Origin of the sequence: Leclercia sp. LSNIH3 (assembly GCF_002935105.1) — a bacterium.
In the GTDB taxonomy this organism is placed as follows: Bacteria; Pseudomonadota; Gammaproteobacteria; order Enterobacterales; family Enterobacteriaceae; genus Enterobacter; species Enterobacter adecarboxylatus.
Window position 1 is genome coordinate 2,674,204 of sequence record NZ_CP026387.1, and the last position, 17,791, is coordinate 2,691,994.

Genomic DNA, 17,791 nt, shown 5'->3' on the forward strand with positions numbered 1-17,791 from the left:
TCCTTAAGCCGTTTTCAGTGCGCCAACCGGACGGGCAGGCTCCACCGGGGGATAGTACGCTTCGTTATGATGCGCTTTGGTACGCAGACCTTCCGGGGCGTGATACAGCGCGCCGAGATGTTCATACTGCTGCGTCATATCCAGATAGCGGGCGCTGCCCAGCGTATCCAGCCAGCGGAACGCGCCGCCGTGGAACGGAGGGAAGCCCAGGCCGTACACCAGCGCCATATCGGCTTCCGCAGGGCTGGCGATAATGCCCTCTTCGAGACAGCGCACCACTTCGTTGACCATTGGGATCATCATGCGGGCGATAATCTCTTCGTCGCTGAAATCGCGCTTCGCCTGGCTGACTTCAGCCAGCAGGCTGTCCACTGCTGCGTCTTCTTCTTTCTTCGGTTTGCCTTTGCTGTCTTCTTTATAACGCCAGAAGCCGAGGCCGTTTTTCTGACCGTAGCGGTTCGATTCGAACAGAGCGTCGATCGCATCGCGGTAATCTTTCTGCATCCGCTCCGGGAAGCCGGCCGCCATCACCGCCTGCGCGTGATGCGCAGTATCAATACCGACCACGTCCAGCAGATAGGCCGGACCCATTGGCCAGCCAAACTGTTTTTCCATCACTTTGTCGATCTTGCGGAAATCAGCCCCGTCGCGCAGCAGCTGGCTAAACCCGGCAAAGTACGGGAACAGCACGCGGTTGACAAAGAAGCCCGGGCAGTCGTTCACCACAATCGGGGTTTTGCCCATCTTGCTGGCCCAGGCCACCACTTTGGCGAGGGTTTCGTCAGACGTTTTCTCGCCGCGAATGACTTCAACCAGCGGCATGCGATGCACCGGGTTAAAGAAGTGCATTCCGCAGAAGTTTTCCGGGCGCTTCAGGACACTGGCCAGTTCGCTGATTGGAATGGTGGAAGTGTTGGACGCCAGCACGGTATCCGGGCGCACCTTGTCTTCTGTCTCTGCCAGTACGGCTTTTTTCACCTTCGGGTTTTCGACTACCGCTTCGACCACCACATCCACACGATCGAAACCGCTGTATTCCAGCGTCGGGTGGATAGTAGAGATCACCCCGGAGAGCTTCAGACCGTCGATCTTGCCGCGTTCGAGCTGTTTGTTCAGCAGCTTGGCCGCTTCAGTCATGCCCAGGGTCAGCGACTTCTCGTTGATATCTTTCATGACCACCGGCACGCCTTTCCAGGCCGACTGGTAAGCGATGCCGCCGCCCATAATGCCTGCGCCCAGTACCGCCGCCTGTTTTGGCGTCTCGACATTTTTGGTGAGCTGCTTCGCTTTGCCCTTCACGAACTGATCGTTGAGGAAAATACCGACCAGCGCGCGGGCTTCGTTGGTATGTGCCAGGGGGACGAAACTTTGGTTTTCTAATTTCAGTGCGTCGTCACGGCCCAGGCGTGCCGCAGATTCGATGGTTTTCACTGCGGTAATCGGCGCAGGGTAGTGTTTACCCGCGGTTTGCATCACCATGCCTTTGGCAATCGTGAAACTCATGGTGGCTTCAATTTTACTTAAGTGCAGCGGCTCCAGTTTCGGCTGGCGTTTTGCTTTCCAGTCGAGGTCGCCGTTGATCGCCTGGCGCAGAATGGCGAGCGCACCTTCATGCAGTTTTTCAGGCTTAACGACGCCATCCACCAGACCGAGTTTTAACGCCTGATCGGCACCGACATCTTTACCGGCAGCAATAATCTCCAGGGCGCTGTCGGCACCCAGCAGGCGCGGCAAACGGACCGAGCCGCCAAAGCCCGGCATAATGCCCAGTTTGGTTTCAGGCAGGCCGATACGCAGATCCGGGGTGGCCAGACGGTAATCGGTCGCCAGCACGCATTCGCAGCCGCCGCCCAGTGCATAGCCGTTGACCGCAGAGATAGTCGGGACCGGAAGATCTTCCAGACGGTTAAAGACGCTGTTGGCAAAATGCAGCCACTGGCTCAGTTGCTCTTGTGGCACCAGGAACAGCGAGAGGAATTCGGTGATGTCTGCGCCGACGATAAATGCCGCTTTCTCAGAACGCAGCAACAGACCTTTTAAGTCGGCCTCTTTTTCCAGAACGTCCAGCGCATGGCCAAGACTGGCCACGGTTGCGGTGTCCAGTTTATTCACTGAGCCGGGGGCGTCGAACACCAGTTCGGCAATGCCACCTTCCAGCCAGTCTACGTACAGGGTGTCGCCTTTGTAGAGCATGTCGGTCTCCTGAATCCAGCAATTGGATCTGGTCATACCAGATGAATCGGAGTGTGGGTTTTGTGTTAATGAAATGCAAATTACTCATTAAATAATTGTAGGTCTGATCACGCTCGGCGGAGATCACGCAGCCTTTCTGAGGTGTGCTAAGATGCGGATACTTGAGGTCAAAACAAAAGGAAGAACGATGGACTCACTGGCCGCGCTGTATAAAAATCACATTGTTACGTTACAGGAACGTACCCGCGACGTACTGGCTCGCTTTAAGCTGGATGCCTTACTCATCCACTCCGGCGAGCTGTTTAATGTCTTTCTCGACGATCACGCTTATCCCTTCAAGGTGAACCCGCAATTTAAAGCCTGGGTGCCGGTAACCCAGGTTCCCAATTGCTGGTTGCTGGTGGATGGCGTGAACAAGCCAAAACTGTGGTTTTACCTGCCGGTGGATTACTGGCACAACGTGGAACCGTTGCCGACCTCTTTCTGGACCGAAGAAGTTGAGGTGATTGCCCTGCCGAAAGCAGATGGCATTGGTAGCCAGTTACCTGCTACCCGCGGCAATATGGCCTATATTGGCCCAGTGCCAGAACGTGCGCGCGGTCTGGACATCACAGCGGATAACATTAACCCGAAAGGCGTTATCGACTATCTGCACTACTACCGTTCCTACAAGACCGATTATGAGCTGGCGTGTATGCGCGAAGCGCAAAAAACCGCGGTCAATGGCCATCGTGCGGCGCACGAAGCCTTCCTGTCCGGGATGAGTGAGTTCGACATTAACCTGGCCTACCTGACGGCCACCGGCCATCGTGATACCGACGTGCCGTACAGCAACATTGTGGCGCTGAATGAGCACGCGGCAGTGTTGCACTACACCAAACTCGATCACCGGGCGCCGTCCGAAATGCGCAGTTTCCTGCTGGATGCTGGCGCGGAGTACAACGGCTACGCCGCCGACCTGACCCGCACCTGGGCCGCGAACAGCGATACCGAGTTCGCCCAGCTGATCAAAGATGTGAATGAAGAGCAACTGGCCCTGATCGCCACCATGAAGGCCGGTGTGAGCTACGTGGATTACCACATCCAGTTCCATCAGCGCATCGCGAAGCTGCTGCGTAAGCATCAGATCGTCAGCGATATGAGCGAAGAGGCAATGGTGGAAAACGACCTGACCGGGCCGTTTATGCCGCACGGTATTGGCCATCCTCTGGGTCTGCAGGTTCACGATACTGCGGGCTTTATGCAGGATGACACCGGTACGCATCTGGCCGCGCCGTCCAAATATCCTTACCTGCGCTGCACCCGTCTCCTGCAACCGCGTATGGTGCTGACCATCGAGCCGGGTATTTACTTCATTGAGTCTCTGCTGGCGCCGTGGCGCGAAGGGCAGTTCAGCAAGCACTTCAACTGGCAGAAGATTGAGGCGCTGAAGCCGTTTGGCGGCATCCGTATCGAAGATAACGTGGTGATCCACGAAAACGGTACTGAAAACATGACGCGAGACCTGAAGCTGGCGTAATGGACAGCTGGCTCATACCGGCAGCGCCGGTCACCTTTGCGGAAGAGATCAAAAAAAGCCGTTTCATCACGCTGTTGGCACATACCGACGGCGTGGAAGCGGCAAAAGCCTTTGTTGAGTCAGTACGGGCAGAGCATCCTGATGCACGTCACCACTGCGTGGCGTGGGTCGCCGGGCCGCCTGATGATTCGCAGAAGCTGGGGTTCTCGGATGATGGTGAACCGGCGGGCACGGCGGGTAAACCGATGCTCTCTCAGTTAATGGGCAATGGCGTGGGTGAAATCACCGCCGTCGTGGTGCGTTACTACGGCGGCGTATTATTGGGAACGGGCGGGCTGGTTAAGGCCTATGGCGGCGGTGTTCAGCAGGCGCTTAATCACCTGTCAACGATCCGCAAAACGCCACTTACCGAATATACTTTATTGTGCGATTACGCCCAGTTATCCGGCATCGAGTCGTTGCTGAAGCTGTATCAGGGTCTGATTGTGCACAGTGATTACCAGGCGACGGTGCAATTGCGTGTGGCGCTACCTCAGGCGTCGCTTCCGGCATTCTCAGCAAAACTGGCTGATTTTAGTCGTGGTTCGTTGCAATTACGGCCGATTGAAGAATAATCCCCACCTTACTTTTTGAATACCAAAGGAAGCGGCAGAGATGCATTTTCGTGCCATAACCCGAATCGTTGGATTGCTGGTCATACTTTTCTCCGGGACGATGATCCTCCCCGGACTGGTGGCGCTTATTTATCGGGATGGTGCGGGCCGGGCCTTTACACAGACCTTTTTCGTCGCGCTGATGATTGGCTCCTTATTATGGTGGCCGAACCGTCGTGAGAAAGGGGAGCTGAAATCCCGCGAAGGCTTCCTGATCGTGGTGCTGTTCTGGACCGTGCTGGGCAGCGTGGGGGCATTGCCCTTTATCTTTTCTGAACAGCCCAACCTGACCATCACCGATGCGTTCTTTGAATCCTTCTCCGGGTTGACCACCACCGGTGCTACCACGCTGGTGGGGCTGGACTCGCTCCCCCACGCCATCCTCTTTTATCGCCAGATGCTGCAATGGTTCGGCGGGATGGGGATCATCGTATTAGCCGTGGCGATCCTGCCAATTCTGGGCGTCGGGGGGATGCAGCTGTACCGGGCAGAGATGCCGGGGCCGCTGAAAGATAATAAGATGCGCCCGCGTATCGCCGAGACGGCCAAAACCTTATGGCTCATCTATGTGCTGCTGACCGTTGCCTGTGCGCTGGCGCTGTGGTTTGCCGGAATGCCAGCCTTTGATGCTATTGGCCATAGCTTTGCCACCATCGCGATTGGTGGCTTCTCCACCCATGATGCCAGTATCGGCTATTTTGACAGCCCAACGATCAACACCATCATTGCGGTCTTCCTGCTGATCTCCGGCTGTAACTATGGTCTGCACTTCTCTTTACTTAGCGGTCGTAACCTGAAGGTCTACTGGCGCGATCCCGAATTCCGCATGTTTATCGGCGTACAGCTGACGCTGGTGGTGATTTGTACCCTGGTGCTTTGGCTGCACGATGTCTATGCCTCGGCGGTTACCACGGTGAACCAGGCCTTCTTCCAGGTGGTGTCGATGGCGACGACGGCAGGCTTCACCACCGACAGCATTGCGCGCTGGCCGCTTTTCCTGCCGGTCCTGCTACTCTGTTCAGCGTTTATCGGCGGCTGTGCCGGCTCGACGGGGGGCGGGCTAAAAGTGATCCGCATCCTGCTGCTGTTTAAGCAGGGCAACCGCGAACTTAAACGTCTGGTGCACCCGAATGCGGTCTATAGCATTAAGCTGGGTAACCGCGCGCTGCCAGAACGTATTCTTGAAGCGGTGTGGGGCTTCTTCTCCGCTTACGCGCTGGTCTTTATCGTCAGCATGCTGGCGATTATCGCAACGGGTGTGGATGACTTCTCGGCGTTCGCTTCTGTTGTGGCCACACTGAATAACCTGGGACCGGGCCTCGGCGTAGTCGCAGATAACTTTGCCAGCATGAATCCGACCGCGAAGTGGATCCTGATTGCCAACATGCTGTTCGGGCGTCTTGAGGTCTTTACGCTGTTGGTCCTCTTTACGCCAACTTTCTGGCGCGAATAAAGGGAGCCATTTATGAAAACATTAATTCTATTTTCAACCCGTGACGGACAAACGCGCGAGATTGCCGCTTTTCTGGCTTCTGAGTTAAAAGAGCAGGGCATCTATTCCGATGTCATCAACCTGAACCGTACCGATGAGATTGCGTGGCAGGAGTATGACCGCGTGGTCATCGGGGCCTCGATTCGCTACGGTCATTTCCATCCGGCGGTGGATCGCTTTGTGAAAAAGCATGTGGCTACGCTGAACAGCCTGCCGGGGGCGTTCTACTCCGTAAACCTGGTGGCACGTAAAGCAGAAAAGCGCACACCGCAGACCAACAGCTACACCCGTAAGTTTTTGCTGAACTCGCCCTGGAAGCCAGCGGCCTGTGCCGTCTTTGCCGGTGCGCTGCGTTACCCACATTATCGCTGGTACGACCGCTTTATGATCCGTCTTATTATGAAGATGACCGGCGGCGAAACCGATACGCGTAAAGAAGTGGTCTATACCGACTGGTCCCAGGTCGCCAGTTTTGCCCGTGAAATTGCGCAATTAACCCGCAATTCGCGGCTTTAATAAACGTAAAGCGCGAAAAGTGAGCGAACGGAAAACTTTTTGAGATTTATGCTTGTCACCGCCGAAGAACTCCCTATAATGCGCCTCCACTGACACGGAACAACGGCAAACAAGCCGCCGGGTCAGCAGAGAAAAGCGTGAAATAATCGCTTGACTCTGAAAGAGGAAAGCGTAATATACGCCACCTCGCAACGGTGAGCGAAAGCCGCGTTGCACTGCTCTTTAACAATTTATCAGACAATCTGTGTGGGCACTCAAAGTGACATGGATTCTTAACGTCCTCGGACGAAAAATGAATACCAAGTCTCTGAGTGAACATACGTAATTCATTACGAAGTTTAATTCACGAGCATCAAACTTAAATTGAAGAGTTTGATCATGGCTCAGATTGAACGCTGGCGGCAGGCCTAACACATGCAAGTCGAACGGTAGCACAGAGAGCTTGCTCTCGGGTGACGAGTGGCGGACGGGTGAGTAATGTCTGGGAAACTGCCTGATGGAGGGGGATAACTACTGGAAACGGTAGCTAATACCGCATAATGTCGCAAGACCAAAGAGGGGGACCTTCGGGCCTCTTGCCATCAGATGTGCCCAGATGGGATTAGCTAGTAGGTGGGGTAATGGCTCACCTAGGCGACGATCCCTAGCTGGTCTGAGAGGATGACCAGCCACACTGGAACTGAGACACGGTCCAGACTCCTACGGGAGGCAGCAGTGGGGAATATTGCACAATGGGCGCAAGCCTGATGCAGCCATGCCGCGTGTATGAAGAAGGCCTTCGGGTTGTAAAGTACTTTCAGCGGGGAGGAAGGTGTTGTGGTTAATAACCACGGCAATTGACGTTACCCGCAGAAGAAGCACCGGCTAACTCCGTGCCAGCAGCCGCGGTAATACGGAGGGTGCAAGCGTTAATCGGAATTACTGGGCGTAAAGCGCACGCAGGCGGTCTGTCAAGTCGGATGTGAAATCCCCGGGCTCAACCTGGGAACTGCATTCGAAACTGGCAGGCTAGAGTCTTGTAGAGGGGGGTAGAATTCCAGGTGTAGCGGTGAAATGCGTAGAGATCTGGAGGAATACCGGTGGCGAAGGCGGCCCCCTGGACAAAGACTGACGCTCAGGTGCGAAAGCGTGGGGAGCAAACAGGATTAGATACCCTGGTAGTCCACGCCGTAAACGATGTCGACTTGGAGGTTGTTCCCTTGAGGAGTGGCTTCCGGAGCTAACGCGTTAAGTCGACCGCCTGGGGAGTACGGCCGCAAGGTTAAAACTCAAATGAATTGACGGGGGCCCGCACAAGCGGTGGAGCATGTGGTTTAATTCGATGCAACGCGAAGAACCTTACCTACTCTTGACATCCAGAGAACTTAGCAGAGATGCTTTGGTGCCTTCGGGAACTCTGAGACAGGTGCTGCATGGCTGTCGTCAGCTCGTGTTGTGAAATGTTGGGTTAAGTCCCGCAACGAGCGCAACCCTTATCCTTTGTTGCCAGCGGCTAGGCCGGGAACTCAAAGGAGACTGCCAGTGATAAACTGGAGGAAGGTGGGGATGACGTCAAGTCATCATGGCCCTTACGAGTAGGGCTACACACGTGCTACAATGGCGCATACAAAGAGAAGCGACCTCGCGAGAGCAAGCGGACCTCATAAAGTGCGTCGTAGTCCGGATTGGAGTCTGCAACTCGACTCCATGAAGTCGGAATCGCTAGTAATCGTAGATCAGAATGCTACGGTGAATACGTTCCCGGGCCTTGTACACACCGCCCGTCACACCATGGGAGTGGGTTGCAAAAGAAGTAGGTAGCTTAACCTTCGGGAGGGCGCTTACCACTTTGTGATTCATGACTGGGGTGAAGTCGTAACAAGGTAACCGTAGGGGAACCTGCGGTTGGATCACCTCCTTACCTTAAAGAACCTGCCTTTGTAGTGTCCACACAGATTGTCTGATGAAAAGTAACGAGCAAGACGGCTGCGAAGTCGTGACACATCGTGTCCCCTTCGTCTAGCGGTTAGGACTCCGCCCTTTCACGGCGGCAACAGGGGTTCGAATCCCCTAGGGGACGCCACTTGCTGGGTGTGAGTGAAAGGCACAACCAATCAGTATCTCAAAGCTGATTAACTATGAAAATAGTGAGTCATGTTTGAGATATTTGCTCTTTAAAAATCTGGATCAAGCTGAAAATTGAAACGACGCACTGTGTCTGTTATCCGTAATAAGAGCAGATGAAGGTGTGGTCGGGTCTCAGATTTCGCAATCAGAAGTGAAACAGCTTCGGGTTGTGAGGTTAAGCGACCAAGCGTACACGGTGGATGCCTAGGCAGTCAGAGGCGATGAAGGACGTGCTAATCTGCGATAAGCGCCGGTAAGGTGATATGAACCGTTATAACCGGCGATTTCCGAATGGGGAAACCCAGTGTGACTCGTCACACTATCGTTAAGTGAATACATAGCTTAACGAAGCGAACCAGGGGAACTGAAACATCTAAGTACACTGAGGAAAAGAAATCAACCGAGATTCCCCCAGTAGCGGCGAGCGAACGGGGAGCAGCCCAGAGTCTGAATCAGCATGTGTGTCAGTGGAAGCGTCTGGAAAGTCGCAGGGTACAGGGTGATACTCCCGTACACGAAGATGCATATGCTGTGAACTCGAAGAGTAGGGCGGGACACGTGGTATCCTGTCTGAATATGGGGGGACCATCCTCCAAGGCTAAATACTCCTGACTGACCGATAGTGAACCAGTACCGTGAGGGAAAGGCGAAAAGAACCCCGGCGAGGGGAGTGAAATAGAACCTGAAACCGTGTACGTACAAGCAGTGGGAGCACCTTCGTGGTGTGACTGCGTACCTTTTGTATAATGGGTCAGCGACTTATATTCTGTAGCAAGGTTAACCGTATAGGGGAGCCGAAGGGAAACCGAGTCTTAACTGGGCGTTAAGTTGCAGGGTATAGACCCGAAACCCGGTGATCTAGCCATGGGCAGGTTGAAGGTTGGGTAACACTAACTGGAGGACCGAACCGACTAATGTTGAAAAATTAGCGGATGACCTGTGGCTGGGGGTGAAAGGCCAATCAAACCGGGAGATAGCTGGTTCTCCCCGAAAGCTATTTAGGTAGCGCCTCGTGAATTCATCTCCGGGGGTAGAGCACTGTTTCGGCTAGGGGGCCATCCCGGCTTACCAACCCGATGCAAACTGCGAATACCGGAGAATGTTATCACGGGAGACACACGGCGGGTGCTAACGTCCGTCGTGAAGAGGGAAACAACCCAGACCGCCAGCTAAGGTCCCAAAGTCATGGTTAAGTGGGAAACGATGTGGGAAGGCACAGACAGCCAGGATGTTGGCTTAGAAGCAGCCATCATTTAAAGAAAGCGTAATAGCTCACTGGTCGAGTCGGCCTGCGCGGAAGATGTAACGGGGCTAAACCATGCACCGAAGCTGCGGCAGCGACACTTAGGTGTTGTTGGGTAGGGGAGCGTTCTGTAAGCCGTCGAAGGTGACCTGTGAGGGTTGCTGGAGGTATCAGAAGTGCGAATGCTGACATAAGTAACGATAAAGCGGGTGAAAAGCCCGCTCGCCGGAAGACCAAGGGTTCCTGTCCAACGTTAATCGGGGCAGGGTGAGTCGACCCCTAAGGCGAGGCCGAAAGGCGTAGTCGATGGGAAACAGGTTAATATTCCTGTACTCGGTGTTACTGCGAAGGGGGGACGGAGAAGGCTATGTTGGCCGGGCGACGGTTGTCCCGGTTTAAGCATGTAGGCGGAGGTTCCAGGTAAATCCGGTACCTTATTAACGCTGAGGTGTGATGACGAGGCACTACGGTGCTGAAGTAACAAATGCCCTGCTTCCAGGAAAAGCCTCTAAGCATCAGGTAACATCAAATCGTACCCCAAACCGACACAGGTGGTCAGGTAGAGAATACCAAGGCGCTTGAGAGAACTCGGGTGAAGGAACTAGGCAAAATGGTGCCGTAACTTCGGGAGAAGGCACGCTGATATGTAGGTGAAGCCCCTGCGGGTGGAGCTGAAATCAGTCGAAGATACCAGCTGGCTGCAACTGTTTATTAAAAACACAGCACTGTGCAAACACGAAAGTGGACGTATACGGTGTGACGCCTGCCCGGTGCCGGAAGGTTAATTGATGGGGTTAGCGGCAACGCGAAGCTCTTGATCGAAGCCCCGGTAAACGGCGGCCGTAACTATAACGGTCCTAAGGTAGCGAAATTCCTTGTCGGGTAAGTTCCGACCTGCACGAATGGCGTAATGATGGCCAGGCTGTCTCCACCCGAGACTCAGTGAAATTGAAATCGCTGTGAAGATGCAGTGTACCCGCGGCAAGACGGAAAGACCCCGTGAACCTTTACTATAGCTTGACACTGAACACTGGTCCTTGATGTGTAGGATAGGTGGGAGGCTTTGAAGCGTGGACGCCAGTCTGCGTGGAGCCATCCTTGAAATACCACCCTTTAATGGCTGGTGTTCTAACGTGGGCCCGTAATCCGGGTTGCGGACAGTGTCTGGTGGGTAGTTTGACTGGGGCGGTCTCCTCCTAAAGAGTAACGGAGGAGCACGAAGGTTAGCTAATCCTGGTCGGACATCAGGAGGTTAGTGCAATGGCATAAGCTAGCTTGACTGCGAGAGTGACGGCTCGAGCAGGTGCGAAAGCAGGTCATAGTGATCCGGTGGTTCTGTATGGAAGGGCCATCGCTCAACGGATAAAAGGTACTCCGGGGATAACAGGCTGATACCGCCCAAGAGTTCATATCGACGGCGGTGTTTGGCACCTCGATGTCGGCTCATCACATCCTGGGGCTGAAGTAGGTCCCAAGGGTACGGCTGTTCGCCGTTTAAAGTGGTACGCGAGCTGGGTTTAGAACGTCGTGAGACAGTTCGGTCCCTATCTGCCGTGGGCGCTGGAGAATTGAGGGGGGCTGCTCCTAGTACGAGAGGACCGGAGTGGACGCATCACTGGTGTTCGGGTTGTCATGCCAATGGCACTGCCCGGTAGCTAAATGCGGAAAAGATAAGTGCTGAAAGCATCTAAGCACGAAACTTGCCCCGAGATGAGTTCTCCCTGAGCCTTTAAGGCTCCTGAAGGAACGTTGAAGACGACGACGTTGATAGGTCGGGTGTGTAAGCGCAGCGATGCGTTGAGCTAACCGATACTAATGAACCGTGAGGCTTAACCTTACAACGCCGAAGCTGTTTTCGGTGACTGAGACAATTTTCAGCTGATACCGGATTAACCGGGTGGCCCGCGAGGCGGCCCGGAAACAGAATTTGCCTGGCGGCTGTAGCGCGGTGGTCCCACCTGACCCCATGCCGAACTCAGAAGTGAAACGCCGTAGCGCCGATGGTAGTGTGGGGTCTCCCCATGCGAGAGTAGGGAACTGCCAGGCATCAAATCGGAAACCCCGTACCGCAAGGTACGGGGTTTTTTGTCGTCTGCACGAAACCCTCAGGCCCTGAAACCCTGAAACCCTGAAACCCTGAAACCCTGAAACCCTGAAACCCTCAAACCCTCAAACCCTCAAACCCTCAAACCCTCAAACCCTCAAACCCTCAAACCCTCAAACCCTCAAACCCTCAAACCCTCAAACCCTCAAACCCTCAAACCCTGAACCCAGCCGGATGGCGGCTCCGCCTTACCCGGCCCGCAGGTCACGCTGTGCCGCCCGGCAATTCCAGCCGACAAAGATCACCCAATGGGGTAAACTATCCCGGTTTTTGCATCTGGATAGCGTCTATGAATCACTCCCTTAAGCCCTGGAATACCTTCGGTATTGACCGAAATGCCCGACAGATCGTGCGAGCCGACGATGCGCAGCAGCTGCTGGCCGCATGGAATCATGCAACGCAACACCACCAACCTGTTCTTATTCTGGGCGAGGGCAGTAACGTTCTCTTTCTGGAAGACTATTCCGGCACGGTGATCGTTAACCGTATCCGCGGTATTGCGGTTGAAGAGACGCAGGAATGCTGGCGACTGCACGTGGGTGCCGGAGAAAACTGGCACGATCTGGTGCAATTCACTCTCGAACACAACATGCCGGGGCTGGAAAACCTTGCCCTGATCCCTGGCTGCGCCGGTTCATCCCCTATTCAGAATATCGGTGCTTATGGCATCGAACTCAAAAATGTCTGTGAATATGTGGACTGCATCGAGCTGGCGACCGGTGAAACGCGTCGTTTACAAGCTGATGAGTGCCGTTTCGGCTATCGCGACAGCATTTTCAAGCATGAATATCAGGACAAATATGTCATCGTCGCGGTCGGTCTGCGCCTGACAAAAAACTGGCAGCCGGTCCTCTCTTACGGTGATTTAACCCGTCTGGATCCCGCTACCGTGACTGCAAAAGAGATTTTTGCGGCAGTTTGCCAGATGCGAATGAGCAAACTGCCCGATCCAAAAGTGAACGGTAATGCCGGAAGCTTCTTTAAAAACCCGGTGATTAGCGCCGAAAAAGCGCAAACTTTGCTGGCTCAGTGGCCACATGCCCCCCACTATCCACAGGCGGATGGCAGCGTCAAATTGGCCGCTGGCTGGTTGATCGATCAGTGTCAGCTTAAGGGCACCACCTGTGGCGGCGCGGCCGTGCATCGCCAACAGGCGCTGGTACTCATTAACGAAAACAATGCGACCAGCGATGATGTCGTGCAGCTGGCTCATCAGGTGCGCCAACGTGTGGGCGAGAAGTTTGACGTCTGGCTGGAGCCGGAAGTGCGCTTTATCGGGCATCATGGCGAAGTGAACGCAGTAGAGACCATTACATGAAAGATCATACCGTCCCCCTGAAGCTGATCGCCATTCTGGCCGACGGCGATTTTCATTCCGGTGAACAGCTTGGTGAACGGCTGGGAATGAGCCGCGCCGCCATTAACAAACACATTCAGACCCTGCGTGACTGGGGCGTGGATGTCTTTACCGTACCGGGTAAAGGCTACAGCCTGCCAGAGCCGGTTCAACTGCTGGACGAAACCTTTATCCACGGCCAGATCGCCGATAACAGCGTTGCCGTGCTGCCGGTGATTGACTCTACCAACCAGTATCTGCTCGACAGGCTTCCCGAACTGAAGTCTGGCGATAGCTGCGTGGCTGAGTACCAGCATGCCGGACGTGGACGCCGGGGACGGAAATGGTTTTCGCCTTTTGGCGCTAACCTTTACCTGTCCATGTACTGGCGTCTGGAACAAGGTCCGGCTGCTGCCATTGGTCTTAGCCTGGTGATTGGAATTGTACTGGCCGAGGTGCTGCAATCCCTTGGTGCCGATGACGTACGAGTAAAATGGCCAAACGATCTCTATCTAAAGGATCGCAAACTTGCTGGTATTCTGGTTGAACTGACAGGTAAAACCGGCGATGCGGCGCAGATCGTGTTGGGTGCCGGGATCAACCTGATGATGCGTAACGTGCAGGCGGAGGACATCAACCAGGGCTGGATCAATCTGCAACAAGCGGGGATCGCCATCGATCGTAACGTCCTGGCGGTGCAGGTTATTAACGAACTGCGTCACTCGCTGAAAACCTTCGAACAGGAGGGACTCGCACCCTTCCTGCCTCGCTGGGAGAAGCTGGATAATTTTGTACATCGTCCGGTAAAGTTAATCATTGGTGATAAAGAGATCTACGGCATCTCGCGCGGTATTAACGAGCAAGGCGCACTGTTGCTGGAGCAAGAGGGAATCATCAAACCCTGGGTTGGCGGCGAAATATCACTGCGCAGCGCCGAATAAGGTGTCAGGCCACAGCCCTTGTCATTCGGGCTGTAACCACCCTGAGCAACCGCTCCATACTCTATACGGAGCGGGAACCAGAATAATCCCTAAACGGTTGGTTACACTCTCTTAAACACATCACGATAAGGTATACTCTGAAAGCAGCGGGGTAACAGTTGATTAACCTGCGTTTCGCGTTTCTGGAGATTCATTTTGCGTGTCAGCCGCTCTTTAACTATCAAACAAATGGCGATGGTAACAGCCGTCACCATGGTGTTTGTTTTCGTCTTTTGCGTCATTCTGCTGTTTCATGCCATTCAGCAGAATCGCTATAACACGGCTACGCAGCTCGAAAGCATTGCTCGCTCTATCCGGGAGCCACTTTCTGCCGCCATTCTGAAGGGCGACATTCCCCAGGCAGAATCCATCATTAAGAGCATCAAGCCGGCAGGCGTTGTCAGCCAGGCGGATGTCGTGCTGCCCAATCAGTTCCAGGCGCTGCGCATGAACTTCATCCCGGAGCGTCCGGTGCCGGTGATGGTCAAGCGTCTGTTTGAGATGCCGGTACAAATCTCCCTGCCGGTCTATTCCCTGCAACGTCCGGCGAACCCACAGCCGCTGGCTTATTTGGTACTGCAATCTGACTCCTGGCGAATGTACAAATTCGTGATCAGTTGGGTCTCAACGTTGGTAACCACTTACTTATTGTTGACGCTGATGCTGACCGTGGCGCTGACCTGGTGCATCAACAGGTTGATCGTCCATCCGCTGCGCAAGATTGCCCGCGAGCTGGATACCCTTTCGCCGCAGCAACAGGTGGGGCATCAGTTACCCGTACCGCGTCTGCACCATGACGACGAAATCGGCATGCTGATACGCAGCTATAACCTGAACCAGCAGCGCATGATGCGCCAGCACGAAGAACTCAACCACAATGCCACCCGCTTCGCGGTTTCGGATCTGCCCAACAAGGCGTTTCTGATGGCGCTACTGGAGCAGGCGGTGAAACGCCAGCAGACCTTCGCGCTGATGGTAGTGGCCTGCGAGACCTTACAGGACACCGCAGGGGTGCTAAAAGAGAGCCAGCGGGAAATGGTGCTGCTGACGCTGGTCGAAAAGCTCAAATCCGTGCTTTCGCCGCCGATGGTGCTGACCCAGGTAAGCGCCTATGACTTTGTCATTATCGCCAATGGCGTCAAAGAGCCGTGGCACGCCATTACGTTGGGTCAGCAAGTGCTCACTGTTATGAATGAACGGTTGCCGGTCCAGGGGATCCAGCTGCGCCCGAGCGCCAGCATTGGCATCGCCATGTTTAATGTCAACCTGACCGCCGAACAGCTCTTCCGCCGGGCCTTCTCCGCCGCGTTCACTGCCCGGCAGAAGGGTAAGAATCAGATCCAGTTCTTCGAACCCGAGCAGATGGAAAAGGCGCAGCAGAGACTGTCAGAAGAGAACGATATCCTGACCGCGCTGGACCACAACCATTTTGCTATCTGGCTGCAGCCGCAGGTCGAGCTGCATACAGGCAAGGTGAAGAGTGCTGAGGCGCTACTGCGGATGCGTCAGGCGGATGGTAGCTGGGAGTTGCCGGAAGGGCTGATCGACCGGATTGAGAACTGCGGCCTGATGGTGACGGTAGGCCAATGGGTACTGGAAGAGTCCTGCCGCGTGCTGTCTGCCTGGCAGTCGCGGGGGGTGATGATGCCGCTGTCGGTTAACCTGTCGGCGCTGCAGTTGATGCACCCGAACATGGTCCCGGAACTGCTGGAGCTTATTAAGCGCTACCGTATCCAGCCCGATACGCTGATTCTGGAAGTCACCGAAAGCCGCCGGATCGACGATCCTAACGAAGCCGTGGCGATACTCCGCCCGTTGCGTAATGCCGGGGTGCGCATTGCGCTGGATGATTTCGGCATGGGGTATGCCGGGCTGCGTCAACTGCAGCATATGAAGGCCCTGCCGGTAGATGTGCTGAAAATCGACAAGGCCTTCGTCGACGGCCTGCCTGACGACAGCAGCATGGTTGAGGCGATTATCCAGATGGCGCACAGCCTGAAGCTGGAAATCATCGCTGAGGGTATTGAAACCGAAGCCCAGCGGAGCTGGCTGGCAAATGCCGGGGTTGAGTGCGGACAAGGGTATCTTTTTGCAAAAGCCGTACCGCACGATATTTTTGAAAGCCGTTATCTTCGCCAGAATGACCATCACACTAATGACTGAATTGTTGCTGGTTTGTGCGAGCCAGCTCAAATTTCTTAACATTTGTGTTTCAAATTCAGTATGAGCTTCTATTTGTCCTGATTATTGGGTGCTATTTTAAGGCCGCAGGTGAGCAGTAACCCTACACTACCTGCGGTTTTTCTTCCCAAGGACATCTTATGAAAACCTCTCTCTTCAGAAGTCTTTATTTTCAGGTCTTAACCGCTATCGCCATCGGCATTCTGCTTGGCCATTACTACCCTGAATTAGGCGCTCAAATGAAACCGCTTGGCGATGCCTTCGTTAAGCTGATTAAGATGGTCATCGCTCCGGTTATTTTCTGTACCGTCGTGACCGGTATTGCAGGCATGGAAAGCATGAAAGCCGTAGGCCGCACGGGTGCGGTGGCGCTTCTCTATTTTGAAGTGGTCAGCACCCTCGCGCTGATCATTGGCCTGGTGATTGTGAATGTGGTGCAGCCGGGCGCAGGCATGAACGTTGATCCTTCCACGCTGGATGCAAAAGCGGTGGCGGTCTACGCCGATCAGGCGAAGGACCAGGGCGTGGTCGCCTTCCTGCTGGATGTGATCCCCGGCAGCGTAATTGGCGCCTTCGCCAGCGGTAACATTCTGCAAGTGCTGCTGTTCGCCGTGATGTTTGGCTTTGCCCTGCATCGTCTCGGCAGCAAAGGTCAGCTGATTTTCAACGTGATTGAAAGCTTCTCTCAGGTCATCTTCGGCATTATCAATATGATTATGCGCCTGGCACCGATCGGGGCCTTTGGGGCGATGGCCTTTACCATTGGCAAATATGGCGTCGGCACCCTGGTGCAGCTCGGCCAGCTGATTATCTGCTTCTATATCACCTGTATCCTGTTTGTGGTGGTGGTGCTGGGCAGCATTGCCCGCGCGACGGGCTTCAGCATCTTTAAGTTCATCCGCTATATCCGCGAAGAGCTGCTGATCGTGCTGGGGACCTCCTCGTCCGAATCGGCGCTGCCGCGCATGCTCGACAAGATGGAAAAGCTGGGCTGCCGTAAATCGGTTGTGGGGCTGGTTATCCCCACCGGCTACTCCTTTAACCTTGATGGCACCTCGATCTATCTGACCATGGCGGCGGTCTTTATCGCGCAGGCCACGAACAGCCATATGGATATCTTCCATCAGATCACGCTGCTGGTGGTGTTACTGCTCTCCTCGAAAGGGGCGGCAGGGGTGACGGGCAGTGGCTTTATCGTGCTGGCGGCAACAATCTCTGCGGTAGGGCACCTGCCGGTAGCCGGACTGGCACTGATCCTCGGTATTGACCGCTTTATGTCCGAAGCGCGCGCCCTGACTAACCTGGTGGGTAACGGCGTGGCGACAATCGTGGTGGCGAAGTGGGTGAAAGAGCTGGACCATAAAAAACTTGACGATACGCTGAATAATCGTGCGCCAGACGGCAAAACACAGGGTTTGTCCTCCTAAAATCTTCCCTCAGGCCCGCATTCCCTTGTCGGGGTGCGGGC

At 54.7% G+C, this 17,791-nt stretch carries 9 protein-coding genes, 1 tRNA gene and 3 rRNA genes; 12 read left to right on the forward strand and 1 reads right to left on the reverse strand.

Features of this window, described 5'->3' with window-relative positions; translation table 11 throughout:
- Positions 1-3 precede the first annotated feature (3 nt).
- Positions 4-2,193, reverse strand: coding sequence for a fatty acid oxidation complex subunit alpha FadB (gene fadB / locus C3F35_RS12915; RefSeq protein WP_103793466.1), 2,190 nt, complete (start codon positions 2,191-2,193; stop codon positions 4-6).
- Between the two features lie 187 nt (positions 2,194-2,380).
- Here fadB and pepQ point away from each other — a divergent pair, with 187 nt between their 5' ends.
- The 12 genes from pepQ (at position 2,381) to dctA (ending at position 17,750) form a co-directional block, all read left to right on the forward strand.
- The gene (gene pepQ / locus C3F35_RS12925; protein WP_103793467.1) at positions 2,381-3,712 is read left to right on the forward strand and encodes a Xaa-Pro dipeptidase; all 1,332 of its coding nucleotides are present in this window, start codon (positions 2,381-2,383) and stop codon (positions 3,710-3,712) included.
- Positions 3,712-4,326 carry an IMPACT family protein gene (locus C3F35_RS12930; RefSeq protein ID WP_103793468.1) on the forward strand — a complete coding sequence of 205 codons (615 nt, stop codon included), beginning with the start codon at positions 3,712-3,714 and terminating at the stop codon, positions 4,324-4,326. Before pepQ ends, C3F35_RS12930 begins: the two co-directional genes overlap by 1 nt.
- 40 nt (positions 4,327-4,366) lie before the next feature.
- Positions 4,367-5,818 carry a Trk system potassium transporter TrkH gene (gene trkH, locus C3F35_RS12935; protein WP_032615069.1) on the forward strand — a complete coding sequence of 484 codons (1,452 nt, stop codon included), beginning with the start codon at positions 4,367-4,369 and terminating at the stop codon, positions 5,816-5,818.
- A gap of 12 nt (positions 5,819-5,830) precedes the next feature.
- Positions 5,831-6,373: a menaquinone-dependent protoporphyrinogen IX dehydrogenase gene (gene hemG / locus C3F35_RS12940; protein WP_032615067.1), complete on the forward strand. Its 543-nt coding sequence runs from the start codon at positions 5,831-5,833 to the stop codon at positions 6,371-6,373.
- A 360-nt stretch (positions 6,374-6,733) separates the two neighbouring features.
- Positions 6,734-8,273 (forward strand): 16S ribosomal RNA (locus tag C3F35_RS12945).
- A gap of 87 nt (positions 8,274-8,360) precedes the next feature.
- A tRNA-Glu gene (locus tag C3F35_RS12950) sits at positions 8,361-8,435 on the forward strand.
- A gap of 217 nt (positions 8,436-8,652) precedes the next feature.
- Positions 8,653-11,559, forward strand: a 23S ribosomal RNA gene (locus tag C3F35_RS12955).
- A 93-nt stretch (positions 11,560-11,652) separates the two neighbouring features.
- A 5S ribosomal RNA gene (gene rrf / locus C3F35_RS12960) occupies positions 11,653-11,768 on the forward strand.
- The 16S, 23S and 5S rRNA genes sit together here with 1 tRNA gene alongside, the layout of an rRNA operon.
- Positions 11,769-12,115: 347 nt before the next feature.
- Entirely contained in the window at positions 12,116-13,144 is a 1,029-nt protein-coding gene (gene murB / locus C3F35_RS12965; RefSeq protein ID WP_103793292.1) for a UDP-N-acetylmuramate dehydrogenase, read from the forward strand.
- Positions 13,141-14,103 (forward strand): bifunctional biotin--[acetyl-CoA-carboxylase] ligase/biotin operon repressor BirA, encoded by a 963-nt coding sequence (birA, locus tag C3F35_RS12970; protein WP_032615053.1) that lies wholly within the window; start codon positions 13,141-13,143, stop codon positions 14,101-14,103. The genes murB and birA overlap by 4 nt, the downstream gene beginning before the upstream one ends.
- Positions 14,104-14,298: 195 nt before the next feature.
- Positions 14,299-16,305: a biofilm formation regulator HmsP gene (gene hmsP / locus C3F35_RS12975; protein ID WP_233211675.1), complete on the forward strand. Its 2,007-nt coding sequence runs from the start codon at positions 14,299-14,301 to the stop codon at positions 16,303-16,305.
- 158 nt (positions 16,306-16,463) lie between these two features.
- Positions 16,464-17,750, forward strand: coding sequence for a C4-dicarboxylate transporter DctC (dctA, locus tag C3F35_RS12980; protein ID WP_032615050.1), 1,287 nt, complete (start codon positions 16,464-16,466; stop codon positions 17,748-17,750).
- Positions 17,751-17,791: the final 41 nt, after the last annotated feature.